Source organism: Pseudomonas sp. MF08875 (genome assembly GCF_059862525.1).
On sequence record NZ_JCBCUW010000010.1, the window covers coordinates 13840 to 37565 of the forward strand.

At 64.6% G+C, this 23726-nt stretch carries 22 protein-coding genes; 9 read left to right on the plus strand and 13 right to left on the minus strand.

The annotated features are described in order from the left end of the window. Window positions 1-5 precede the first annotated feature (5 nt). The 3 genes from ybeY to miaB form a co-directional block, all read right to left on the minus strand. Window positions 6-500: an rRNA maturation RNase YbeY gene (gene ybeY, locus AC19YT_RS07815; protein ID WP_095109595.1), complete on the minus strand. Its 495-nt coding sequence runs from the start codon at window positions 498-500 to the stop codon at window positions 6-8. Beyond that, complete coding sequence (locus AC19YT_RS07820) at window positions 493-1497, minus strand: PhoH family protein (protein ID WP_095109594.1); 1005 nt, start codon at window positions 1495-1497, stop codon at window positions 493-495. The genes ybeY and AC19YT_RS07820 overlap by 8 nt, the downstream gene beginning before the upstream one ends. 215 nt (window positions 1498-1712) lie before the next feature. Further along, a complete protein-coding gene (gene miaB / locus AC19YT_RS07825; RefSeq protein WP_095109593.1) occupies window positions 1713-3041 on the minus strand; it encodes a tRNA (N6-isopentenyl adenosine(37)-C2)-methylthiotransferase MiaB in 1329 nt (442 codons plus the stop codon). Window positions 3042-3176: 135 nt separating this feature from the next. On the opposite strand from miaB, the gene AC19YT_RS07830 reads away from it, so the two are divergent. Beyond that, complete coding sequence (locus AC19YT_RS07830) at window positions 3177-3503, plus strand: DUF1820 family protein (protein WP_017735645.1); 327 nt, start codon at window positions 3177-3179, stop codon at window positions 3501-3503. 24 nt (window positions 3504-3527) lie between these two features. Here the strand turns inward: AC19YT_RS07830 and AC19YT_RS07835 are convergent, their stop codons facing one another. The 4 genes from AC19YT_RS07835 to AC19YT_RS07850 all read right to left on the minus strand — a co-directional run bounded on the left by AC19YT_RS07835 (window position 3528) and on the right by AC19YT_RS07850 (window position 7038). Beyond that, entirely contained in the window at window positions 3528-4082 is a 555-nt protein-coding gene (locus tag AC19YT_RS07835; protein ID WP_095109592.1) for a tetratricopeptide repeat protein, read from the minus strand. Between the two features lie 216 nt (window positions 4083-4298). Continuing rightward, the gene (gene hemL, locus AC19YT_RS07840) at window positions 4299-5582 is read right to left on the minus strand and encodes a glutamate-1-semialdehyde 2,1-aminomutase (protein WP_095109591.1); all 1284 of its coding nucleotides are present in this window, start codon (window positions 5580-5582) and stop codon (window positions 4299-4301) included. Between the two features lie 16 nt (window positions 5583-5598). Next, window positions 5599-6222: a thiamine phosphate synthase gene (gene thiE / locus AC19YT_RS07845; RefSeq protein ID WP_095109590.1), complete on the minus strand. Its 624-nt coding sequence runs from the start codon at window positions 6220-6222 to the stop codon at window positions 5599-5601. 18 nt (window positions 6223-6240) lie between these two features. After that, a complete protein-coding gene (locus AC19YT_RS07850; protein WP_500610049.1) occupies window positions 6241-7038 on the minus strand; it encodes a hydroxymethylpyrimidine/phosphomethylpyrimidine kinase in 798 nt (265 codons plus the stop codon). A 278-nt stretch (window positions 7039-7316) separates the two neighbouring features. On the opposite strand from AC19YT_RS07850, the gene AC19YT_RS07855 reads away from it, so the two are divergent. The 4 genes from AC19YT_RS07855 to AC19YT_RS07870 all read left to right on the plus strand — a co-directional run bounded on the left by AC19YT_RS07855 (window position 7317) and on the right by AC19YT_RS07870 (window position 13766). Continuing rightward, window positions 7317-9692, plus strand: a complete 2376-nt coding sequence (locus AC19YT_RS07855; RefSeq protein ID WP_500610050.1) for a hybrid sensor histidine kinase/response regulator — start codon at window positions 7317-7319, stop codon at window positions 9690-9692. 72 nt (window positions 9693-9764) lie between these two features. Next, window positions 9765-11414, plus strand: coding sequence for an acyl-CoA dehydrogenase family protein (locus tag AC19YT_RS07860; RefSeq protein ID WP_500610051.1), 1650 nt, complete (start codon window positions 9765-9767; stop codon window positions 11412-11414). 173 nt (window positions 11415-11587) lie between these two features. Continuing rightward, window positions 11588-13060, plus strand: a complete 1473-nt coding sequence (gene amn / locus AC19YT_RS07865) for an AMP nucleosidase (RefSeq protein ID WP_176465118.1) — start codon at window positions 11588-11590, stop codon at window positions 13058-13060. Window positions 13061-13199: 139 nt separating this feature from the next. Next, window positions 13200-13766, plus strand: coding sequence for a pseudouridine synthase (locus tag AC19YT_RS07870; protein ID WP_176465122.1), 567 nt, complete (start codon window positions 13200-13202; stop codon window positions 13764-13766). Here the strand turns inward: AC19YT_RS07870 and AC19YT_RS07875 are convergent. Together AC19YT_RS07875 and AC19YT_RS07880 are read right to left on the minus strand one after the other, a co-directional pair. Beyond that, window positions 13761-13970 (minus strand): DUF2788 domain-containing protein, encoded by a 210-nt coding sequence (locus AC19YT_RS07875; protein WP_095109584.1) that lies wholly within the window; start codon window positions 13968-13970, stop codon window positions 13761-13763. The two genes, AC19YT_RS07870 and AC19YT_RS07875, sit on opposite strands and share 6 nt — an antisense overlap. Before the next feature lie 127 nt (window positions 13971-14097). After that, window positions 14098-14577, minus strand: a complete 480-nt coding sequence (locus tag AC19YT_RS07880; RefSeq protein WP_095109583.1) for an Lrp/AsnC family transcriptional regulator — start codon at window positions 14575-14577, stop codon at window positions 14098-14100. A gap of 418 nt (window positions 14578-14995) precedes the next feature. Between AC19YT_RS07880 and AC19YT_RS07885 the strand changes: the two genes are divergently transcribed. Further along, window positions 14996-15934: a DUF6515 family protein gene (locus AC19YT_RS07885; RefSeq protein WP_500599510.1), complete on the plus strand. Its 939-nt coding sequence runs from the start codon at window positions 14996-14998 to the stop codon at window positions 15932-15934. On the opposite strand, the gene AC19YT_RS07890 is transcribed toward AC19YT_RS07885, so the two are convergent. Next, window positions 15928-16815: a cation diffusion facilitator family transporter gene (locus AC19YT_RS07890; protein ID WP_095109581.1), complete on the minus strand. Its 888-nt coding sequence runs from the start codon at window positions 16813-16815 to the stop codon at window positions 15928-15930. The two genes, AC19YT_RS07885 and AC19YT_RS07890, sit on opposite strands and share 7 nt — an antisense overlap. A 27-nt stretch (window positions 16816-16842) precedes the next feature. After that, on the minus strand, window positions 16843-17262 hold the full coding sequence (pmcY, locus tag AC19YT_RS07895; RefSeq protein WP_095109580.1) for a periplasmic Zn2+ metallochaperone PmcY: 420 nt from the start codon (window positions 17260-17262) through the stop codon (window positions 16843-16845). A gap of 117 nt (window positions 17263-17379) precedes the next feature. On the opposite strand from pmcY, the gene hrpB reads away from it, so the two are divergent. Further along, the gene (hrpB, locus tag AC19YT_RS07900) at window positions 17380-19911 is read left to right on the plus strand and encodes an ATP-dependent helicase HrpB (protein WP_500610052.1); all 2532 of its coding nucleotides are present in this window, start codon (window positions 17380-17382) and stop codon (window positions 19909-19911) included. A gap of 240 nt (window positions 19912-20151) precedes the next feature. Here the strand turns inward: hrpB and AC19YT_RS07905 are convergent, their stop codons facing one another. Beyond that, on the minus strand, window positions 20152-21228 hold the full coding sequence (locus AC19YT_RS07905) for an endonuclease/exonuclease/phosphatase family protein (protein WP_500610053.1): 1077 nt from the start codon (window positions 21226-21228) through the stop codon (window positions 20152-20154). Window positions 21229-21301: 73 nt separating this feature from the next. Then, window positions 21302-21976 carry a YciC family protein gene (locus AC19YT_RS07910; protein WP_095109577.1) on the minus strand — a complete coding sequence of 225 codons (675 nt, stop codon included), beginning with the start codon at window positions 21974-21976 and terminating at the stop codon, window positions 21302-21304. Window positions 21977-22211: 235 nt separating this feature from the next. Between AC19YT_RS07910 and AC19YT_RS07915 the strand changes: the two genes are divergently transcribed. Together AC19YT_RS07915 and AC19YT_RS07920 are read left to right on the plus strand one after the other, a co-directional pair. Next, window positions 22212-22691, plus strand: coding sequence for a LabA-like NYN domain-containing protein (locus tag AC19YT_RS07915; RefSeq protein WP_095109576.1), 480 nt, complete (start codon window positions 22212-22214; stop codon window positions 22689-22691). A 130-nt stretch (window positions 22692-22821) separates the two neighbouring features. Then, complete coding sequence (locus tag AC19YT_RS07920) at window positions 22822-23433, plus strand: 3'-5' exonuclease (RefSeq protein ID WP_095109575.1); 612 nt, start codon at window positions 22822-22824, stop codon at window positions 23431-23433. The last annotated feature ends 293 nt before the right edge of the window (window positions 23434-23726 follow it).

The following is a 23726-nucleotide window of genomic DNA, read 5'->3' on the forward strand; positions in this document are numbered from 1 at the left end:
AGCGATTACTCTAAGTCCTTTGTTGTTTCAGTTAAGAGGTTGTCAGGTTCGTCGTCTGCATAGGGGTCGGGATGACCCAGCTCGGCAAGCAACGTTCGTTCCAGCGCTTCCATTTCTTCGGCTTCGTCGTCATCTATATGGTCGTAACCCAGTAGATGCAAGCAGCCGTGAATCACCAGGTGCGCCCAATGGGCGTCCAGCGCCTTGCCTTGCTCGGCCGCTTCACGCTCGACCACGGGTACGCAGATCACCAGGTCGCCCAGCAGCGGGATATCCAGCAGTTCGTCCGGCACGTCAGCGGGAAAGGACAGCACGTTGGTGGCGTAGTCCTTATGCCGCCAGGTGTGGTTCAGCTCGCGGCCCTCAGGTTCGTCCACCAGGCGGATGGTCAGTTCCGAATCGGCGCTGCGCTGGCGTAAAGCCAGCTCACACCATTGGCGGAACTGGCTTTCGTCGGGCGCGGTGGCCTCGGTGGCCAATTGCAGATCGAGCTCAAGCATCGTGACGGCTGTCCTTGGCGGCGGGCATGTCGTCTTTATGCTCGAAGCGCTCGTAGGCTTCGACGATGCGTTGCACCAAGGGGTGGCGGACCACGTCCTTGGGCATGAAGTGGGTGAAGCTGATGCCTGGCACATCCTTGAGCACCTCGATCACCTGGCCCAGCCCGGACTTGGTACCCTTGGGCAGGTCGACCTGGGTGATGTCGCCGGTAATCACGGCGGTGGAGCCAAAGCCAATGCGGGTCAGGAACATCTTCATTTGCTCGACGGTGGTGTTCTGGCTTTCGTCGAGGATGATGAAACTGTTGTTCAGCGTGCGGCCGCGCATGTAGGCCAGCGGTGCGATCTCGATGACCTGGCGCTCGATCAGCTTGGCCACGTACTCGAAGCCGAGCATCTCGTACAGCGCGTCATACAGCGGGCGCAGGTACGGGTCGATCTTCTGGGCCAGGTCGCCGGGCAAAAAGCCCAGCTTCTCGCCGGCCTCGACCGCCGGGCGCACCAGCAGGATGCGGCGCACTTGTTCGCGCTCCAGGGCATCCACGGCGCAGGCGACCGCCAGGTAGGTTTTGCCAGTACCGGCCGGGCCGATGCCGAAGTTGATGTCGTTGCCCAGGATTTCCTTCACGTAGCGCTGCTGATTCAGGCCGCGAGGGCGAATCATGCCTTTTTTGGTGCGCAGGGCGATGGCGGCATCGGCAGGGGAGTGGTTGTCCATTTCCTCGACAGCCGACTCCTGCAGGAACAGGTGCACCATGTCTGGCGACAGCTCCGTACCCTGGGTTTCCCGGTACAGGCGGCGCAGCAGGGTTTCCGCGCAGGTGGTGTGCTTGAGTTCGCCAATGAGCTCGAATTGATTGCCGCGGTTGCGGATCTCAATCGCCAGGCGTTGTTCGATCAAGCGCAGATGCTCGTCGAATTGCCCGCACAGGTTGGCGAAGCGGCGAGCCTCGAAGGGCTCGAGAATGAAACGATGTGGTTCGATAGGTGCGTTCAAGGTCGTTTTTAGCCGCCCTGGGGCAATTAAGGTGAAATGAAGGATAACGCCAGCACGCCGGGTACGAAAGCACTTAAGCAGGCCCGTCTGGTTCTTGCCCCTGTGGGAGCGAGCCTGCTCGCGACGGCGCCGGGCCCGCCACGCTCATTGGCCCATAGATCGCTATCGCGGGCAGGCTCGTTCCCACAGCGGCCTCACACACGCTGAGCCCTCTCTCAGGGCAACAGCGAGCCGCGCAGCGAGTGCGGTTGGGCGGCGTCGATGTGCACATCGGCGAACTGCCCGATCAAAGTCGGATCATCGCAGCGGAAGTTGACGATACGGTTGTTCTCCGTGCGCCCCTGCAGCTCGCCCGGGTCCTTCTTCGAGTAATCGGTGACCAAGATGCGCTGGGTCGAGCCGACCATTTGTCGGCTGATCTCAAAACCCTGCTGGTTGAGGCGATGCTGCAAGGCGTTCAGGCGTTCCTTTTTCAGCTCCTCGGGGGTGTCGTCGGCCAGGTCGGCTGCTGGCGTGCCGGGGCGCTGGCTGTAGACGAACGAGTAGGAAAAGTCGAAACCCACGTCCTCGATCAGCTTCATGGTTTGCTGGAAGTCTTTTTCCGTCTCGCCGGGGAAGCCGACGATAAAGTCCGAGCTGATGCAAATCCCCGGCACCGCCGCCCGCAGCTTGCGCAACTTGGACTTGTACTCCAGCGCAGTGTGGTTGCGCTTCATGGCCGACAGGATGCGGTCCGAACCCGATTGCACCGGCAAGTGCAGGTGCTTAACCAGTTCTGGAACCTCGGCGTGGGCCTGGATCAAACTGTCGGAAAACTCCAGCGGATGGGACGTGGTGTAGCGGATGCGCTCGATGCCATCGACCGCGGCCACCACGCGGATCAATTCGGCCAAGTCGGCCACGCGGCCATCGTTGGTTTGGCCGCGATAACCGTTGACGTTTTGCCCCAGCAGGGTCACTTCGCGCACGCCGTTCTCGGCCAGGTGGATGATTTCGGCCAGCACATCGTCGAACGGCCGGCTCACTTCCTCGCCGCGGGTGTAGGGCACTACGCAGAACGTGCAGTACTTGCTGCAGCCTTCCATCACCGAAACGTACGCGCTGGGGCCGTCGATGCGGGGTTCGGGCAGGTGGTCGAACTTTTCGATTTCCGGGAACGAGACGTCCACTTGCGGCAGCTTGGTAACGCGCGCGGCATCGATCATTTCTGGCAGGCGATGCAGGGTCTGCGGGCCGAACACCACATCGACATAAGGAGCGCGGTCGCGGATCGCGGCACCTTCCTGGCTGGCCACGCAACCGCCGACGGCGATCACCATGTCCGGGTTGGCCAATTTCAGCTCACGCCAGCGGCCGAGTTGGGAATAAACCCGGTCCTGGGCGCGCTCGCGGATGGAGCAGGTGTTAAGCAGGATGACGTCCGCGTCTTCGGCGCGGGCGGTGACTTCCAGGGCCTGATGTTCGCCCAGCAGGTCCACCATGCGCGAGCTGTCGTACTCGTTCATCTGGCAACCGTGGGTTTCGATGTAAAGCTTCTTGGCCATGGACAGGGGTCATCACGTGATTCAAAGAACCGCGCATTATAGTGGTCATCGCGGTTGCTTCCTAGCGTTGCGCGCCCGATGGCTATGCTATAGTTCGCGCCCTCTTTTTATCCCCCGATGTGTTACCCGCCCACCATGACCAAACGCGAAGCTCCAATCTATAAGGTGATTTTCCTCAACCAGGGCCAGGTGTTCGAGATGTACGCCAAACAGATCTATCAAAGCGATCTGTGGGGTTTCCTGGAAGTGGAAGAATTCGTCTTCGGCGAGCGCACGCAATTGGTGGTCGACCCCGGCGAAGAGAAACTCAAGGCCCAATTTGAAGGCGTGGTGCGCAGCTTCGTGCCCATGCACTCGATCGTGCGCATCGATGAAGTCGAACGCCTGGGCACGCCGAAAATCAGCGAAGCACGGGGCATGGGCAATGTCATGCCGTTCCCGATGCCGATGCCGGAGAAGTAGGGCGTCACAGAGGGGCGGACGAACTTAGGGCAACGGCGAAAAAGGCGAACGCCCGTCGGCGCTTTGCAGTTCCATCAGGTACTTGCGGAAGATCTGGCCCAGCACTTGGGTGGCGACTTCCAGTTCATCGCGCTGCATGTGCTCGGCGACTTCGTCAGCGGTGTCCAGCGCGTCTTCGGCGCCGTTGACGGCGGCCATTTTCAGCACGATGTACGCCTGGACGTTGTTGGCCGGGACGCCTTCGCCGTGGAAGAACATGCTGCCTAGTTTGAATTGCGCCTGGGCGTGGCCTTGCAGGGAGGCCTTCTCGAAGTAGCTCAGGGCCAGGTTGAGGTCGCGCGGCGTGTTTTTGCCGTCGTAATAGAATTCGCCCAACTCGTATTGTGCCTGCGCATCCCCGGCGTCGGAGGCTTGCTGGCAGGCGGTGAGCGCCTCGGCAAGGTCCTGGGGCTGGGTATTGAGGGTGCAACGACCTATCGCCGGGATCAACAACGAGTTGCCGCCTGCTTGTGCGTGCGCGAGCAGGGGCTGAAGGAGCAACAGGCAGCCCAATGCAAGGGTGCGGCCGGTGCGGTTCATGGGAATCGACTTACCTCTGAAGGGCGCGCGGGCCTGAGTGGGGGCCCAATAAGCGCGCATTATGAAATAAGCAGGGCCAACCTTACAAAGTCTTTACTCGTTTTTCTGCTGCATGACCGGATATCCCTCTGTTTGTGGGATTTTTCGTGCAGAAGAGGGAATAAAAGAACCGTAAGAGTAGGCTCGCACCTGGCGCAATGCGCCAGGTGCGAGCGGTCACTTCAGTGCAGCGAAGGCGCGTTCGGCGGCATCGAGGGTCAGTTTCAGCTCGGTGTCGCCGTGGGCGATGGAGGTGAAACCTGCCTCGAAGGCGCTCGGCGCCAGGTAGACGCCGCCGTCGAGCATCAGGTGGAAGAAGCGCTTGAACAGGTCGGCGTCGCTGGCCATCACGTCATCGAAGGTCACGATGTCGTCCGCACCACTGAAGTACAAGCCGAACATGCCGCCGGCCTGGGTGGTGACGAACGGGATGCCCGCCGCGTCGGCGCGCTGTTGCAGGCCGTCGAGCAAGCGGGTGGTGTAGTCGGTCAGTTCGGCGTGGAAGCCCGGGCGGCTGATAAGGCCCAGGGTGGTCAGGCCGGCGGCCATGGCCAGCGGGTTGCCCGACAAAGTACCGGCCTGGTAGACCGGGCCCAGCGGTGCGATGTGCTGCATGATCGCGCGTTTGCCGCCGAAGCAGCCCACCGGCATGCCGCCGCCGATGATCTTGCCGAAGGTGCTCAGGTCCGGGGTGACGCCGTAGTGAGCCTGGGCGCCGCCCAGGGCCACGCGGAAACCGGTCATCACTTCATCGAAAATCAGCACCACGCCGTGCTGGTCGCACAGGCTGCGCAGGCCTTCGAGGAAACCCGGCGCCGGCGGTACGCAGTTCATGTTGCCGGCCACGGGCTCGACGATGATGCACGCAACTTCCTGGCCCACTTCGCTGAGCATCTGCGCCACCGCCGCGATGTCGTTGAACGGCAGGGTCAGGGTGTGTTTGGCGAACGCCGCCGGCACGCCTGCCGAGCTGGGCACGCCTTGGGTCAGCAGGCCGGAGCCGGCCTTGACCAGCAGGCTGTCGGAGTGGCCGTGGTAGCAGCCTTCAAACTTGATGATGCTGTCGCGGCCGGTGAAGCCGCGGGCCAGGCGGATCGCGCTCATGGTCGCTTCGGTGCCGGAGCTGACCATGCGCACCATTTCCATTGACGGCACGATGGAGCACACCAGGTCCGCCATGCGCGTTTCCATTTCTGTCGGCGCGCCGTACGACAAGCCGTGCTCAAGCTGCTTGCGCACCGCGTCCAGCACGTCGGGGTGGCTGTGGCCGAGGATCATCGGCCCCCAGGAGCCGACGTAGTCAACGTAGCGCTTGTCGTCCTCGTCGGTGACGTAGGCGCCTTCGGCGTGCTTGAAGAACAGCGGCGTGCCGCCCACGCTCTTGAACGCACGAACGGGCGAGTTCACGCCACCGGGGATGTGTTTCTGGGCATTGGCAAACAGGGTTTCGGAACGGGACATGAGCGGGGTCTCGGGATCAAGAGTTGAAGAGGTCGTTGAAGGCGCGGGCGCGACGCGTGACGTGCTGCGCGGTGTCGGCGCCAAACAGGCCATGCACCACCGCCAGCAGGTCGGCACCGTGGGCCACCAGGGGCGCGGCGTTGTCCAGGGTGATGCCGCCGATCACGCAGATCGGCAAGTGCAGCTTGGCGCGAGCCTGGTCGAGCACGTCGAGGGTCGCGGTGGGCGCGCCGGGTTTGGTGCTGGAATTGAAGAAGCGGCCAAAGGCGACATAGCTGGCGCCCTCGCTGGCGGCTTGTTCGGCCAACGCCAGTTGGGCATGGCAGGTGGAACCGATGATCGCCCCGCGCCCGAGCAGGGCCCGGGCCGGGGTCAGCGGGCCGTCGGTCTGGCCCAGGTGCACACCCACGCCCAGCCGTGCGGCCAGTTCGGCGTCGTCGTTGATTATCAGTTGGGTCTTGTAGCGTTCACACAAGCCACGCAAGGCTTCGGCTTCGCGCAGGCGACGGGCCTCGTCGCTGCTTTTATCGCGGTACTGCAGCAGCGTGACGCCACCTTCGAGCGCTGCCTCCACATAATTGAGGAACTTGCCGGCCAGCAGTTGGCTATCGGTGATGGCATACAGGCCACGTAGTTTCATCGGGCGAGCCTCATGGCGTTACGAACAAAAATCCAGGGGCAGGCGCCGCGGCACGAACTGGCCTTGGCCCAACTGTTCGGCATCGCGCAGGGTGCGCCAGGTGTAGTTGAGCGCCGACTGCACAGCGCTGACCAAGGCTTCGCCCTGGGCCAGGCGCCCGGCGAGGGCGCTGGCCAGGGTGCAACCGGAGCCGTGATAACTGCCCGGCAAGCGCTGGCAGGTAAAGGTGTGGCGCGTGCCGTCGCGGCTGTAGAGGCGGTTGTGGACTTGCTGCTCGTCGCCATGGCCGCCGGTAATCAGCAGGTGTTGGATGAACGGCAGGAGTTTTTCCGCGCATGCGTCGGCGCTGCCCTCGGGCAGTTCGGCGAGGATGCGTGCTTCGGGCAGGTTGGGCGTGGCGATTATGGCTAGCGGCAGCAGGCGTTCGCGCAGCGCATAGCCGACTTCATCCTTGCCCAGGCGCCCGCCGCCCCCGGCGCGCAGCACCGGGTCGCAGATCACCGGCAGGTGCGGGTGGGCCGTGAGCAACTCGACCACGGTATCGACCATCTCCAGGGAACCGAGCATTCCCAGTTTGACGGCGGCGACGGTGGAGTCGTTGAGCACGGCGTTGGCCTGGGCCAGCACCCACTCGCGGTCGAGCACGCGAAAGTCACTGACGTTGACGGTGTCTTGCACGGTCAGCGCGGTGATCGCGGTGGCGGCATGGCAACCCTGGGCGATGAGGGCTTCGATATCTGCCTGCAGGCCGGCGCCACCACTGGGGTCGTGGCCGGAGAGACAGAGGACAACGGGGCGAGAGCTGTAGATAGTCATGGTGCGCGAGCTTACCACCAAACGCTTTTTTCGAAAGCGCCGTAAGAATTGTCGTGTATGCCTGCATGCCATCATCCGGCGTCGAGGTAAATTAACCGGCGAAATCGCTGTAATGCCCGTCCTAGAGCCTTTAGCTTGAGCTATTAAATGGTGTTCAAAGGCCAGTAGTGGCTATGTTAGAGTGGATCCAAACCAACAACAGGCCATGCCGGTTTGCGTCTACTCAAAAGGAATGGGGGGCTTCCTGACACAATCGGACGAGCTATGCCGGGGCTTTAATGCGCTATTTGCTGATGCTGCTGTTGAGCTGGCCCCTGCTGGCCGACGCCATCGAATTCAACGAACTCACCCGCAGCCTTCCCCTGGGCCGGGCGATGCAAGTGTTCGAGGACGCCAGCGGCCAGGCCCGCATCGAAGACGTGAGTTCGCCAGCCCTGGCCGACCGATTCAAGCCCCACGACAGCGCCACACTCAATGCCGGTTATTCGCGCTCGGTGTTCTGGCTCAAGGTTGACCTGCTGTACCGCCCGACCCAGGCCAACGCTCCGCGTAATTGGCTGCTGGAACTGGCCTACCCGCCCCTCGACCACTTGGATTTGTACCTGGCCGACGCCATGGGCCGCTTGCAATTGGCCGGGCGCACCGGCGACGCCTTGCCCTTCGGCACACGGCAGATCCGCCAGAACAACTATCTTTTCGACCTGGACCTCGCCGCCGGCCAGCCCCGCACCCTGTATTTGCGCCTGCAAAGCGAAGGCTCGATCCAGGCGCCGCTGACCCTGTGGTCGAGCACCGCGTACCTGGAAGCGCAGCCCTTGCGCCTGTATGTGCTGGGGGTGATCTACGGCGTGCTGCTGGGCATGTTGGTCTACAACCTGTTCATTTACCTGGCGGTGCGCGACACCAGCTACCTGTATTACATCCTCTATATCGCCGCGTTCGGCCTCTACCAGCTCTCGGTCAACGGCGCGGCGGTGGAATATTTCTGGCCCGACAACCCTTGGTGGGCCAACGCCGCAACGCCGTTTTTCATCGGTTTGGCGGCGCTGTTTGGCAGCCAGTTCGCCCGCAGCTTCCTACAAACTGCTCGCCTCAGCCGCTGGCTTGATGGCGGATTAGTGGCGCTGATTGCCGGCAGCGCCGTGGTCGTTGGTTTGTCGCTGATGACCAGTTACGCCCTGGCCCTGCGCCTGGCGACTGCCCTGGCGCTGATCTTCACTGTGGCGATTTTCGCCGCCGGGGTGTTCGCCTGGTGGCGCGGCCTGCGGGTGGCGCGCTACTTCATCATTGCCTGGTCGGCGTTTTTGCTCGGCGGGGTGGTCAATACCCTGATGGTGCTGGGCTACCTGCCCAATGTGTTCCTGACCATGTACGCCAGCCAGATCGGCTCGGCGGTGGAGGTGGCGCTGCTGTCCCTGGCCCTGGCCGACCGCATCAACGGCATGCGCGAGCAGCAGGCGCGCACCTTGGCCGAGGCCAGCCACACGCTCGAAATGCTCAACCAGGAGCTGGCCCACAGCAACCGCCTCAAGGACGAATTTCTCGCCACGCTGACCCACGAACTGCGCACGCCGATGAATGGCGTGATCGGCTCGCTGGAACTGATGCAGACCCTGGAACTGGACCCCGAGCTGGCCCAATACCAGCAAACCGCCGCCACTTCGGCGCGGGACATGATGCGCCTGGTCAACGGCATCCTCACCCTGACCCAGTTGCAGGCTGGGCGGCTCACCGTGCAGCACGAGGATTTCAGCCTGCGCCGCATGCTCGATGGCTTGCAGGCGCAGTTCGCCGGAAATGCGGCGAGCAAGCCATTGGGCTTTCGCATTGAGGTGACCCCGGTGCTGGCCGATCGCCTGCGCGGTGATCGCGACAAGCTGGCGCAATGCCTGGAATGCCTGCTCGACAATGCCATCAAGTTCACCCACAGCGGCGGCGTGGAGTTGCGGGTCACTGGCCAGCGCGTTGGCGAGCAGCGCTTGCGCCTGTCGTGCACGGTGACCGACAGCGGCATCGGCTTCACCGAGCGGGACGAAGCGGTGCTGTACCAGCGTTTCTACCAACTCGACGGGTCGATGACCCGCGGCTACGGCGGCCTCGGCGTGGGCCTGGCGATTTGCCGCCAGTTGGTCGAACTCCTCGGCGGGCGCTTGCATCACCAGTCCACACCGGGGCGTGGCAGCCGCTTCGAGCTGGAACTGGAAGTCGAAGCCTTGCCTTGCGCCGCCACGCCGCCGGCCCGTGCGGCGGGGCCGTTGGCGCAGCGCATGCCCGAGGCGTGCACGGTGTTGCTGGTGGACGACAACAGCGGCAACCAACGGGTAATGCGCGGCATGTTGCTCAAGCTCGGCTACCGGGTACGCACCGCCGAGGGCTGTGAGGACGCACGGGCCGTGATGTTGCGCGAAAGGATCGATGCGGTGCTGCTCGATGGCCATCGCTTGCGCGCCGATGGCGTCTCGCTGTGCTGCCAGTTGCACGCCTTGGCGGGCTACGCCGACCTGCCGCTGCTGGTGGCGACCCAGGCGCCGGAGCGTGAGCGGTGTGACGGTGCGATCGAGTATGTGAGCAAACCGGTGAAATTCGAGGCGTTGCAGGCGATTCTGCTGCGCCGGGTGCTCTGTTGGGTAGAGGGCGAAAGCGCCGATATTTAGGCGCGTATGCCACTTTGTTCGGCCGCGGGGCGGTGCTTAACTGGCCCTTCGAGCCACCCAAGGAGCCCCGCCATGAACCTGCATCAGTTCGCCGAAACCCACGAGGTCACCAACCAGCCACCGTCCCTGGATGGCGCTAACCTCTACCGCATCGACCTGCCGTTACAGGAATGGGCCGCGCGGTTTGGCGCAGGTTGGGCGCAATCGCGCATCGACCACTACGGCGAACTGGCCGGTGGGCCACTGATGGCCGCCGGGTTCCTGGCCAACCAGAACAAACCGGTGTTCGCCAGCCATGACCGCTATGGCCATCGCGTTGACCTGGTGGAATTCCATCCCGCTTACCACGAACTGATGCGCACCGCGATCGAGCATGGCCTGACCTCCTTGCCCTGGGCCGCGCCGCAGCCCGGCGCCCATGTTGCCCGCGCCGCCATGACCTACTTGCACAGCCAGGCCGAGGCGGGCAGCGGTTGCCCGTTGACCATGACTTTCGCCTCCGTGCCCGCCCTGCGGCTGCAACCGGACATCGCCGAGCAATGGCTGCCCAAGGTTTTGGCCACCGAGTACGACCCGCGCAACATCGGCATGGCCCACAAGGCAGGCGTGACCATTGGCATGGCCATGACCGAGAAACAGGGCGGCACCGATGTGCGCGCCAACACCACCAAAGCCTACCCGGTGGGCGCGACGGGCCCGGGCCAGGCCTATGAACTGGTGGGCCACAAGTGGTTCTGTTCGGCGCCGATGTGCGACGCCTTCCTCACCCTGGCGCACACCGACAAGGGCCTGACCTGCTTTCTGCTGCCGCGCCACCGCCCGGACGACAGCCGCAACCAGTTCTACATCCAGCGCCTGAAAAACAAACTCGGCAACTGCTCCAACGCCTCCAGCGAAGTGGAGTTCCGCGGTGCCCTGGCCTGGATGGTGGGCGAGGAAGGGCGCGGCGTGCCGACCATCATCGAAATGGTCGCCATGACCCGCTTCGACTGCATGGTTGGCTCCAGCGCCCTGATGCGCCAGGCCCTGACCCAGGCGAGTTATCATTGTGCCCACCGGCAAGTGGGCGGGCGGCTGCTCGCCGAACAACCGTTGATGCAGAACGTGCTCGCCGACCTGGCCCTGGAAAGCGAAGCCGCCCTGGCCCTGAGCCTGCGCATGGGCCGCGCCCTGGACCACCTCGACGACAGCCAGGAAGCCAAGTTCGCCCGCTTGGTGACGGCGGTGGGCAAGTATTGGATCTGCAAGCGTGCCCCGGCCATGATTAACGAAGCGGCCGAATGCATGGGCGGTGCTGGCTATGTGGAGGACAGCATCCTGCCGCGCCTCTACCGCGAAGCGCCGGTGAATTCGACTTGGGAAGGCTCGGGCAACGTGCAATGCCTGGACGTGTTGCGTGCCCTGTCCAAAGAGCCGGGGGTGCTCGATGCGCTGTTCGTCGAACTGGGTGACGGCCACGGCGACAAACGCCTGGCCGCCCATATCGAGGCGCTGAAAAACGCCTTTCGCGACACCGACGACATCCAGTACCGCGCCCGCCAACTGACCGAAGACATCGCCCTGGGCCTGCAAGCCAAACTGCTGCTGGAGGCCGGCAATGCCAGCGTCAGCGACGGTTTCATCGCCAGCCGCTTAGCGGGTGGCGGGCGCGCCTACGGCACCTTGCCCCGGGGCGTGGATGTGGCAGCCATCGTCGCGCGCGCCACCCCGCCGTTGGCGTAGCCAGCAGGCTCGCCCGCGCTGGGGTGCGCAGCAGCCCTGGCGGTGGTGGGGCCTGACGATCTTTTGCGGCCGCTACGCCACCGCGCTCGCTTGCTGCGGTAGGTTCTGCAAATCCTGTGTTCCCGTGACACGACGATGCAGGCAAGATAACGGCCTGCACGTCAGAACACAGGATGCTTACCGTGACCGAAGCTTTTATTGTCGTTCAAACCGCCGAGCAAGCCGTGGACCGCCTCGCTGCTCTGCACGAGCGCGCCACCCGTGCATTGAATCAAGCCCTCAAGCAATACCTCAAAGACCGAATCGAACCCGACGCCGCGCAGCGTGCCTTGTTTCGCTACCCGGAACTGCGCCTGACCTACCTCTGCCAAGGCGAAGTCCCACAAACCACCCGCGCTTACGCCAAGGTGCAACTGCCGGGCACCTACAGCGTCACCGTGACCCACCCGGCGGCGTTCCGTAAGTACCTGCTGGAGCAACTCGAACCGCTGATGCACGACTTCACCGTGACCGTGGAAGTGGGTGTCAGCGCGCAGAACATTCCCTACCCCTACGTGGTCGAGCAGGGCGATGAACTGGCCGGCTCCGGGGTGACTGCCGCCGTGCTGGCGCGGGTGTTCCCCAGCACCGACCTGTCGGCCGCCACCGATGGCATCGCCGACGGCCTCTACGACTGGGAAAACACCGACCCCTTGCCCCTGGCCCTGTTCGACGCCGCGCGCGTGGACTTTTCCCTGCGGCGCCTGGTGCATTACACCGGTAGCGACTGGCGCCATGTACAACCGTGGATCCTGCTGACCAACTACCACCGCTATGTCGACCAATTCATCGTCCATGGCCTGGAACGGCTGCGCAACGACCCGCGTTTCGTGCGCATGGTGCTGCCGGGCAACGTGATTATCGAAAAAGCCATGGACCACGGCGAAGCCTCGGCCATCGCCGCGGGCGTGGTCTGGCACCGCTACCAGATGCCCGCCTATCACTTGCAGGCCAGCGACGGCCACGGCGTGACGCTGGTCAACATCGGCGTCGGCCCGTCCAACGCCAAGAACATCACCGACCACTTGGCCGTGTTGCGCCCGCACTGCTGGCTGATGATCGGCCACTGCGGCGGCCTGCGCCAATCCCAGACCATCGGCGACTACGTACTGGCCCACGCCTACATGCGCCGCGACGGCATCCTCGACCGCGTGGTGCCGCCGAACATCCCGATCCCGGCCCTGGCCGAAGTGCAGATGGCATTGCAGCAGGCAGCGGCGAATGTCACCGGGGAGAAGGGCGAGGCGCTGAAAAAACGCCTGCGCACCGGCACCGTGTTGACCTACGACGACCGCAACTGGGAACTGCGCTGGGCCCAGGAACGGCCACTGATTAACCTCTCCCGTGCCGTGGCGGTGGACATGGAAAGCGGCACCATCGCCGCCCAGGGTTATCGCCTGCGGGTGCCCTACGGCACGCTGCTGTGCGTCTCGGACAAACCTCTGCACAGCGAAATCAAGCTGCCCGGCTCGGCGAATGCGTTCTACGAGCGTGCGGTGAGCCAGCATTTGAAGATCGGCATCGAAGCGGTCGACCTGCTGCGCACCGAACTCAACTCCCTGCACTCGCGCAAACTGCGCAGCTTCGACGAGCCGCCGTTCCGCTGACAGGGCGGTGGTCATTTAACGGTGGGGCCACTAGCATGGTCGGCCCTGACCGTTAGATGTTGTCGTTGCCATGCCCCGTCCCCCCCGTCCCCCTGCGCGCCGCCCCGGCGCCAAGCCTGCGCCCGCCACCGCGCGCCGCGTGGCCAAGGCCCCGCCGGCCGAGCCGAAGCTGATCCTGTTCAACAAACCCTTCGATGTGCTGACCCAGTTCAGCGACGGGCAAGGGCGGGCGACGCTCAAGGACTTCATCCCCATCCCCGGTATTTACCCGGCCGGGCGCCTGGACCGCGACAGCGAAGGCTTGTTGCTGCTGACCAACGACGGCCAGCTCCAGGCGCGGATCGCCGACCCCAAGCACAAACTGGCGAAAACCTATTGGGTACAGGTGGAGGGCGAGCCCACGGACGAGCAATTGCGGCAGTTGTGCGAGGGTGTGGAGTTGAATGACGGCATGACCCTGCCGGCCCAGGCGCGGCGCCTGGACGCGCCGCAACTGTGGCCGCGCAACCCGCCGGTGCGGTTTCGCCTGAGCGTACCGACCGCGTGGCTGGAACTGGTGATTCGCGAGGGGCGCAACCGCCAGGTGCGGCGCATGACGGCGGCGGTCGGTTTGCCGACCTTGCGCCTGGTGCGGGTGCGGATCGGCGACTGGTCTATCGAGGGGCTCGATCAGGGCCAATACCGGGAAGTGCCGGCGCGCTTATAAGGCGCCGGATTCGATCAGGCCAATCACCACGCTTTTAATGATGAACGCGGCCACGCCCAGGCCCAGCACGAAAAACAGGATGAACGAACCGAAACGCCCGGCCTTGGACTTCTTCGCCAGGTCCCAGACGATGAAACCCATGAAAATAATCAGGACGCTGACCAGGCCGGTCATCATCCACTCTTCAAGTAATGCAGGATCCATCGGGGTACTCCAACGCAGGCACGGCAAAAAAGGCCGGGCGAGTATACGCCAAGGGCTGGGCGCGGCGCATTGACCTGCGGCGCTCTGCCACAGCGCAGGAGGCCACCCCCAACCCGAAGCGCGTTGGTCAGCTACGCAAATGGGTCAACGGCAGTTCGGTGCTGTTGAGTACCTGGTTGAGCACGAAGCTGGAGCGCACGCTGGTCACGCCATCGATGCGGGTCAGGTGGCCCAGCAGCAGTTTTTGATAGTGGTCCATGTCCGGCACCACCACTTTGAGCTGGTAATCGGCGTCCACGCCCGTTACCAGGCTGCATTCGAGCACTTGCGGCAGGCTGCGGATGGCGGCCTCGAAGTTCTCGAAACGCTCGGGGGTGTGGCGGTCCATGCCGATCAGCACGTAAGCGGTGAGGCTCAGGCCGAGCATCTTGCGGTCGAGCAAGGCGACCTGGCGGGCGATGTAACCGTCGTCTTCCAATTGCTTGACCCGACGCGAGCAGGGCGAGGGCGACAGGCCGATGCGTTCGGCCAATTCCTGGTTGGAGATACGGGCGTCACGCTGCAATTCCGCCAAAATGCTCAGGTCATACCGGTCAAGTTTGCTCATGGATTAGGCCTTTGTCATAACTATTGCGGCGAATTATCTGTCTGGAGTAAAAAATTGCGCAAGCTATGTTTATTTCCGCAATCTTCGCAATCCTCTGCTGGCGCGCCAAGCCTATGCTTTGCAACAGAATCACTGCCCGGACAAACAGTCCACAGCGGCCCGCCGAATCAGGCCAGCCGCGGCCACCACCCCCACAGGGGCTGAGTTGGCCCCCGGGCTACACACTGTCCAGAAGACGGCGTGAGGTGAGCCGGCGTCATAAGCGCCGAGCACGGACGAAGCATTCAGAGGGAGGCCGACGGGTCTCCCTTTTTCTTGTCTGCGAAATAACCCGCCGCGCTGCTAACCTGTCGCGGCAACAGTGGCAGGCTATGCCAGTCTGATGCAGCACATCCCCCCAATTGCAGTGAGGAAGAGCATGAAGTCGCGCATCTGGCGTCTGGCAGGTGTTGGTTTGCTGTGCATGGGCGTGGGCGCCCCAGCGCTGGCCGACGAGCGGGATAACGGCCGCGGGCCGCAGCAGGGCGGCCCGCGTGAGCAGGGGCAGAGCAACGAGATCATCCGTGGCGACAACAGCCGCCAATTCGAGCCAAATCGGCCATCGGGCGCTGGCCAGCAGCTCTATTCACCACCCCAGGACCCCAACGCCCAGGGCCGCCCTGCACCGCAAAACAACCTGCCGATCCAGAGCCGCCCCGACAGCGTGCGCCAAACCCAAGACCCTCAGCGCGGCTACTACCAGGACGTGCCGCGGCGCCCTGGCGATTCGTACTACGGCACTTCGCGCCCTGGCGACAACCGCTGGCCGGGGCGCCCGGGCGGCCATGGCAATGGCTGGGGCCCCGGCCCGCAATACCGCCCCGGCCATGAGACGGATCGCTTTCCCGAGCGCAACTACCGGGTGCCCTATCACGGCCAGGACTACTTCTACTCCGCTGGCTACTGGTATCGCCCGCAAGGCCCGCGCTACGTGGTGGTGCGCCCGCCCTACGGCATCCGTGTGAGCTACTTGCCCGACTATGCGCGGGAAATGTGGATCGGCGGCTCGCTGTTTTTCCTCGCCGCCGGCGCCTACTACCTCTACGAGCCGGACACCCGCCAGTACGTGGTGGTGCAGGAACCGGTGCAACCGCCGCCACCGGCCAGCAATGGCTATGACGTGCTCGCCTACCCGGCCAATGGCCAAAGCCCCGAGCAAGTCCAACAGGACGGTGACGACTGCTACCGCTGGGCGGTGCAGCAAAGCGGCTTCGACCCCGCTACCGTCACCTACGCCCCGGCGCCCGCGGTGGTGCAGGCCTACCGCCAGGCGCAGGGCGGTTGCCTTGCCTCACGGGGCTACCAGGTGACCTACTGACGCTGGACCACTTCCTGTGGGTCGGCGTGCACCAGCACTTCGGCCCGCGGGTAGGCGGCGTGGATCGCCTCAGCGGCGCGGTCGCTGATGCCATGGGCCACCGACAGGGTCAGCTCCCCCGGCAACTCCAGGTGCAACTGCACGAACCAGTGATTGCCCGAGATCCGCGTGCGCAGGTCATGGGCGCCGAGCACGCCGGGCACGCCACAGGCCAGCTCCAGCATGTGCTGGCTGACATCCGCCGGCAGCTCTTCGTCCATCAGCACCGCCAGGCTTTCCCGGGCGATCTGCACCGCACTCCAGAGGATGTACACAGCAATCGCCAGGCCGAACCAGGCGTCCAGTTGTTGCCAGCCAAAACTGGCCAGCACCAGCGCTACCAGGATGCTGCTGTTGAGCAGCAGGTCCGAGCGGTAGTGCAGCGAATCGGCGCGCACCGCCGTGGAGCCGGTTTCGCGGATCACCCGGTGTTGCACCATCAGCAGCGCCACGGTCAGCGCCAGGGACAGCAGCATCACGCCGATGCCAATCCACGGCGCACCCAACGGCTCAGGGTTTTTCAGGCGATCGATGGCTTGTACCGCGACCAGCACCGCACTCGCCGCGATAAACAGCGCCTGCGCCATACCCGCGAGGGATTCGGCCTTGCCGTGGCCGTAGCGGTGGCCGTCATCGGCCGGGCGCAAGGCGTAATGCACCGCCAGCAGGTTGAGAAAGGACGCCGCACCGTCGAGCATCGAGTCCGTCAGCCCCGCCAGCAGGCTGACGGAGCCGCTCAGCCACCAGGCGATGGCCTTACTGACAATCAGGATCGAGGCCACCGCCAGCGAAGCGCGGGTGGCCAGGCGCAACAAACGGGCGTGTTCGGGGCTACTGGTCATAAGCCATCAGGCTCCTTGGAAGGCGGTTCAGGCCGCTGGCGGTAGGGCGTACATCGCCAATTGCTGGGCGCTGCCCTTGTGCTGGATCAGGCGCGGGTCGTCCAACGGGAAGCTGCGGCCCAGTTCGGTTTCAAGAATGGCTTGCAGCTTTTGCCTGTCCACCTGGCCATCGGCGTTCACCGCGGGCTGGAGTTTTTGCGGGTCGATCTGCGCGGTCTTGCCCGGTTCCAGGTAAATGGCGCCGGTGGCGAAGTCGACGGCGAAGGCGATCAGCCCCGGGATCACGTAGAACAACAGGCCCACAGCGTTGAGCCCGGCCACCAGCGGGTCGATGCGGCCTTCGATCTGGCCGCGCCGGTCGGGGTAGAAAATCGAGCCGCACGCGGCCAGTTGGGTCACCAGAGTGGCGAGCAGAACGCCACCGACGAGGCGGGAAGGGATACGCATGACAATCTCCTGGGTAAAGATGCGGCCAACAGTAAAAGGGCAGGGCCTGAACCGTTCAGACCCTGATTAACGCCGCGCAGTTCGCCGTTATACTCGCCGCTCTGTTTTGGAGCCAGCATGATTTCCCTGCCTATTGATGACGTCATCCCCGCGCTGCGCGCCGCCCTGGCCGAACGCCACGAAGCGGTGCTCGAAGCGCCGCCCGGCGCCGGCAAGACCACCCGCGTGCCCCTGGCCCTGCTCAATGAGCCGTGGCTGGCCGGGCAAACCATCCTCATGCTCGAACCCCGGCGCCTGGCGGCGCGGGCGGCGGCCGAGCGGCTGGCCAGCGAACTGGGGGAAAAGGTCGGGCAAACCGTGGGCTACCGCATCCGCCTGGACAGCAAGGTCGGCCCTAACACGCGCATCGAAGTGGTCACCGAAGGCATCCTCACCCGGCGCCTGCAGGACGACCCGGCGCTCGAAGGCGTGGGCCTGCTGATCTTCGACGAATTCCACGAACGCAGCCTCGACGCCGACCTGGCGCTGGCCCTGAGCCTCAATGGCCGGGAGCTGTTTCGCGATGAGCAACCGCTGAAAATCCTGCTGATGTCCGCCACCCTGGAAGGCGAGCGCCTGGCCAGCCTGCTGGGCGACGCGCCGATTTTGCGCAGCCAGGGCCGCATGTACCCGGTGGCGATGCGCTGGGGGCGGCCGTTCCAGGCCGGGGAGTTCATTGAGCCACGCCTGGTGCAGACCATCCTTGAAGCGCTGCATGACGAGACCGGCAGCCTGCTGGTGTTCTTGCCCGGGCAAGCGGAAATCCGCCGCGTACACCAGCAACTGGCCGATGCTTTGGGCGAGCAAAACACCGTGTTGCTCTGCCCGCTGCATGGCGAGTTGGACCTGGCGGCGCAACGCGCAGCCATCGACCCGGCCCCCGCCGGCCAACGCAAAGTGGTGCTGGCCACCAACATCGCCGAAACCAGCCTGACCATCGACGGCGTGCGCGTGGTGATCGACGCTGGGCTGGCGCGGGTGCCGCGCTTCGACCCGGGCAGCGGCATGACGCGCCTGGACACCCAGCGCATCTCCCGTGCCAGCGCCACCCAGCGGGCCGGGCGTGCCGGGCGGCTGGAGCCGGGCGTGTGCTACCGCTTGTGGTCCGAAGACCAGCACGAACAACTGGCGGCTTATGGCAGTGCTGAGATTCTTTCGGCGGATTTAGCCGCCCTGGCCCTGCAACTGGGGCGCTGGGGTGTGACGCCGGGGCAATTGGTGTGGCTCGACCAACCGCCCGCCGCCGCGTATGCCCAGGCCCAGGACCTGCTCGAACGCCTCGGCGCCCTGCAGGGTGCGGGCAGCGGCGAATGCAAGCTCACCGCCCACGGCCAAACCATGGCTGAGCTGCCGGCCCACCCGCGCATCGCCCACTTACTGTTGCGCGGCCAGGCCCTGGGGTTGGCGGATATGGCCTGCGACGTCGCCGCGTTGCTGGGCGAGCGCGACATCCTGCGCGGCGCCGGGGCTGACCTGCATAGCCGTTTGGCGCTGCTGGGCGGCGAACAACGGGCCGCACGCGCTGCCCAGGGCGGGGTGCAGCGGGCGCGGCAACTGGCGCGCCAGTACCGCGGCTACCTGCGCACCCAGGCCCAGGCGCCGGTGGCCGACCCGGCCCACCCGCGCTGGCTCGGCGCCTTGTTGGCCCTGGCCTACCCCGACCGCGTCGCCCAGCAACGCCGCGCCGGCGGCGCCGAATATCGCCTGGCCAACGGCCGCGCCGCTCTGTTCGCCGAAGCCGATAGCTTGATGAAACAGCCCTGGCTGGTGATCGCCGACCTGGGCAGCCGCCAGGGCCAGCGCGAAGAGCGCATCTACCTGGCCGCCGATTTCGACCCAGCGCTGTTCGACTCGGTGCTCGCCGAGCAGGTGCGCACCGTGGATCAACTGGACTGGGACGAACGCGAAGGCGTGCTGCGCGCCGAACGCCAGCGCAAGGTCGGCGAACTGGTGCTCAGCCGCGAGCCGCTGACGGGCCTGGACGAAGCGGCGCGCAGCCTGGCGCTGGTGGGCCTGGTGCGGCGTAAAGGTCTGGAGCTGCTGCCCTGGACCCCCGAACTGCGCCAATGGCAGGCGCGCGTTGCCTTGCTGCGCCAACTCGACCTCGACGCCCAGGGCCAGAGCCCGTGGCCGGATGTGAGCGACGCCGCGTTACTGGCGGGCCTGGAGCAATGGCTGCTGCCGTACCTGGGCAAGGTTTCGCGCCTGAGCCACTTCGCCAACCTGCAACTGCCCAGCATCGTCCACAACCTGCTGCCCTGGCCGCTGCCGCAGCGCCTGGACGAATTGGCGCCCCATCACCTGAAAGTGCCCTCGGGCTCCTCGGTGCGTCTGGACTACAGCGAACACCCGCCCGTCCTCGCCGTACGCCTGCAAGAACTGTTCGGCCTGGCCGACACCCCGCGCATCGCCGGCGGGCGCCAAGTGGTCAAGCTGCACCTGCTGTCCCCGGCGCGCCGCCCGGTGCAAGTCACCCAGGACCTGGCCAACTTCTGGCGCAGCACCTACGCCGAAGTGAAAAAAGACCTCAAGGGCCGCTACCCCAAGCACTACTGGCCCGACGACCCGCTCGTGGCCGAAGCGACGGCGCGGATCAAACCGCGCAAGTGAAAGTGCGGGGTGTGCCTCTGTGGGAGCAACTGTCTTACCCCTACCACTCGTCACGGCCACTCAGTGCCGCCATCGCGAGCAGGCTCGCTCCCACAGAGGAGAAATGAAAATCCCACCCACACCACAGTTCAACTGTGGGGGCAGGCCTTGCCCGCGATGCGGCCGGCCCAGGCGCTGGACTTGTAGCGACTGGAATGCCGCCCGGCCCGCTCCCACAGGGTGGGAGCACAGTTTTTTTGACTAGAGCGCCGGCAACAAAAACCGCGCAATCACCGGCAGGTGATCGGAGATGCGCAAGGTATCGTCCTGCCGCACCCGGGCGGCGATGCGTTTGAGGCGGGGGCTGTGGAACAGGTAGTCCACCGTGCGGTCCGGGCCGTTGAGGCCGGGGTCGTTGGGGTAGTGGGTCAGCCAACGGGCGCGGTCGATGCCGCTGGCCTGGGCGTTGCCGGGGATCATCGGGTACTTGTCCCACAGCAGGTGCAGGGCGCTGTCGGCGGAGTAGGGCGTGCGCTGTTCGGCGCTCAGGCGCTGGTACTGGCCCAGTGGTAGCAGGTTGAAATCACCGCCCATCAGCCATGGCGTGCCGCGGCTCTCGAACTTATCCACCACTTTGCCGATGGCGCCGACCTGGGCCTGCAATGTCTGCTGCTCGCCAGTGGCGCGTTCCAGGTGGGTGTTGAGCACCGCCAGTTGGCCGCCGTCGCTCAGCGGCAGGTAACTGACCAACAAGGCATTTTTCGGCTGGAACTGACGGCTGATGAGATTGCCCGGCGCTTGCGGCAATTGCAGGCGCTCGGCGTGGGCGATGCGGTAGCGGCTCAGGGTGGCCAGTTGCCGGCCGACGCTGCCGAAAACCTGCGGCAAGGGGATGAACTCAGCCTTCCAGTCGAAGGCACTGGTGCTGCACGGGTAGAGGTCGGCGACCCGTTCTTGCAGCAACTTGAGTTGGCGCTGATAGCCGCTGGCTTTGGCGCCGTCGTCCAGCTCCTGAAGCAGCACTACGTCCGGTTGCTCGTCGCGGATCACCCGCGCCACTTCGTCAAGGCTGAAGGCCATGTCTTCGGCGGTGGGTTGCTCGTCGTCGCCCCGGGCCTGGTCGTTCCAGAACACATAGCGTTTGCCTGCCAGGTACTGCACGTTCCAGGTCATGACCTTGAGCGCCTGCCCCGAGGTGAGCACCGGCGCCTCGGCGCTGCACGCCACGGCCAGGGTTTCGCGGGGTTCGGGGCGCCAGGTCAGGCTGTAGACCATGAGCGAGAACAGGCCGGCAATCAGCAGCAGGCCCAACACGGCGTAACGCAGTAGACGGATCATCGGCTCGGCTTATGGCGTGGCGGGACGGAGCCCGAGCATACCCGAGAGCGGCGCCCGCGCCCAAGGCCGGCGCTCAGGCGCCGGGGCTGGTTTTTTCCGGCGATTGGCTGATAAGCATGAACAGGCGGAACAGCACCACGCTGGTGAACAACTGCAAGAAGCTGTGCACGCTGTCGATCAACAACGCCAACGCCGGGTTCTGCGGCTCGGGGTACACCGACACGCTGGCGCCCTTGAGCAACCACAACGGCCCCATCACACACAGAATGCACAGCAGGATGCGCAGGAAATTGCCACGGCTTAAACGGAAACTTTCCTTGATTGCCGCCAGCGGTTGCATACCGCGCAGCACCAGCAGGTACTCGGCGAAAGCCAGGGTCACCATCAGCCACAGGCCCGGCAGGAAATACAGCGACAGGCCAATCAGGATCAGCAGGGTATTGAGCGCCGTCAGCAGGGCGAAGCGCGGCCACAGGGTCACCGACATCGCCAGCAAATCGCGGGTGCGGGGCGATTCGCCACGGCTGCGGGCGTCGAGAAACAGAATCAGCGCGCCGGTGTACAGCGGGTACACCAGCAACCCGACGATCACGCTGTAGCCGGGAAAGCTGCCGGGCCCTTGGGCGCGGTCCACCAGTTGCTGCAACAAGGCTTCGAACACCACCAGTGGCAGGCACAGCAGGGCGATCTGGGCCAGGTTGCCCTTGAAGAAGTACAAAGAGTCGCGGAGCACGTTCAACGGATTCATAGGGGGCGGTATCGCTGGTCAGAACAAGGCGCCACTTTAACCGAAGGGAGCCTGCCCTGAGCAAACCGAACGTTCAGGGTGTGGTGGTGGTGATTATTCCTACGTGTGGTTCGCCATTCGTCCGAGGTTCCGCGGCACCGGCGGCTGATTATTCGCGGAAATTTCCTTCTGGCTGGCATACTGGGCGACTTTTCGGGCCGCGTGCCCAGCCCTGCTTGCGCCATGAGGATCCACGGTGAAGAAAATCGCAGTGTTCGCCGATGTGCAAAACCTCTACTACACCGTGCGCCAGGCCTATGGCTGCCACTTCAACTACGCGGCGCTATGGGCCGACATCAGCCAGCGCGGGCAGATTGTCGAGGCCTACGCCTATGCCATCGACCGGGGCGACAGCAAACAGCAGCAGTTCCAGCAGATCCTGCGCAACTTGGGCTTTACCGTGAAGCTCAAGCCCTACATCCAGCGCGCCGACGGCTCGGCCAAGGGCGATTGGGACGTGGGCATCACCATCGACATCATGGACGCGGCGGATCATGTCGATGAAGTGGTGCTGGCCTCCGGCGACGGTGATTTCGACATGCTGCTCGAACGCATCATCAGTAAGCACCAGGTCGAGGCCGTGGCCTACGGCGTGCCGGGCCTGACCGCTAACTCCCTGATCCGCGCCGCCAGCCGTTATGTGCCGATCGAGGGCGGGTTGTTGCTGAAAAACTGAAGTGGGCGAAACCTGTGTGCGAGCCTGCTCGCGATGGCGGTGCATCTGGAGTATCGCCATCGCGAGCAGGCTCATACCCACAAGGGCATCCGCCATTGTTTGAACATTTATTCAGAGAGTGAACACAGGTTTGGAACGCATCGCAGTCATCGACTTTGAAACCACTGGCATCAGCCCCGGCGCCGGTTGCCGGGCCACGGAAATCGCCGTGGTCATGCTTGAGCAGGGGCGCATCGTCGACCGTTACCAGAGCCTGATGAATGCCGGTGTGCGCGTGCCCGGGTTTATCGAGCAACTGACCGGCATCAGCAACGCCATGCTGCGCACCGCGCCGTCGGCCGAGCAGGTGATGAACGAGGTCAACGAATTCGTCGGCACCACGCCGCTGCTAGCCCACAACGCGGCGTTCGACCAGAAGTTCTGGGACTACGAACTGGGCCGCATCAAGCGCACCCGCTTGCAGAACTTCGCCTGTTCCCTGTTGCTGGCCCGGCGCCTGATGCCCGCGGCGCCCAACCACAAGCTCGGCACCCTCACCACCTTCGCCCAACTGCCCCACACCGGCCAGGCTCACCGGGCCATGGCCGACGCCGAAATGGCCGCCAACCTCACCGCCCACCTGGCCGAAGAACTGCGGCGCAAGCATGGTTTGCGCGAGCTGTCCCACGACTTGCTCTGCGGCTTGCAGAAAGTGCCGGCGGCGAAAATCAACGAGCACCTCAAGCGTTATCGCGGGTTTTGACGGCCTCGAACCCAGCCTGTTGTTTTCTGTAGGCGTGGGAGCAACGGCCTTACCGCTACCCTTCGTCACCGCCACTCAGTACCGCCATTGCGAGCAGGCTCGCTCCCACAGAGGCACACCACAGTTCAACTGTGGGAGCGGGCCTTGCCCGCGATGGCGGTGGGCCAGGCAGTAGCGATGTGGGTGTACCGGCCCCATCGCGGGCAGGCCCGCTCCCACACAGGGGCGCGGCTTTAAATGCAGGTCCAGTTAAACCTTGCGGGCCGTTTGCCAGTCGTAGTTTTTATCCCCGG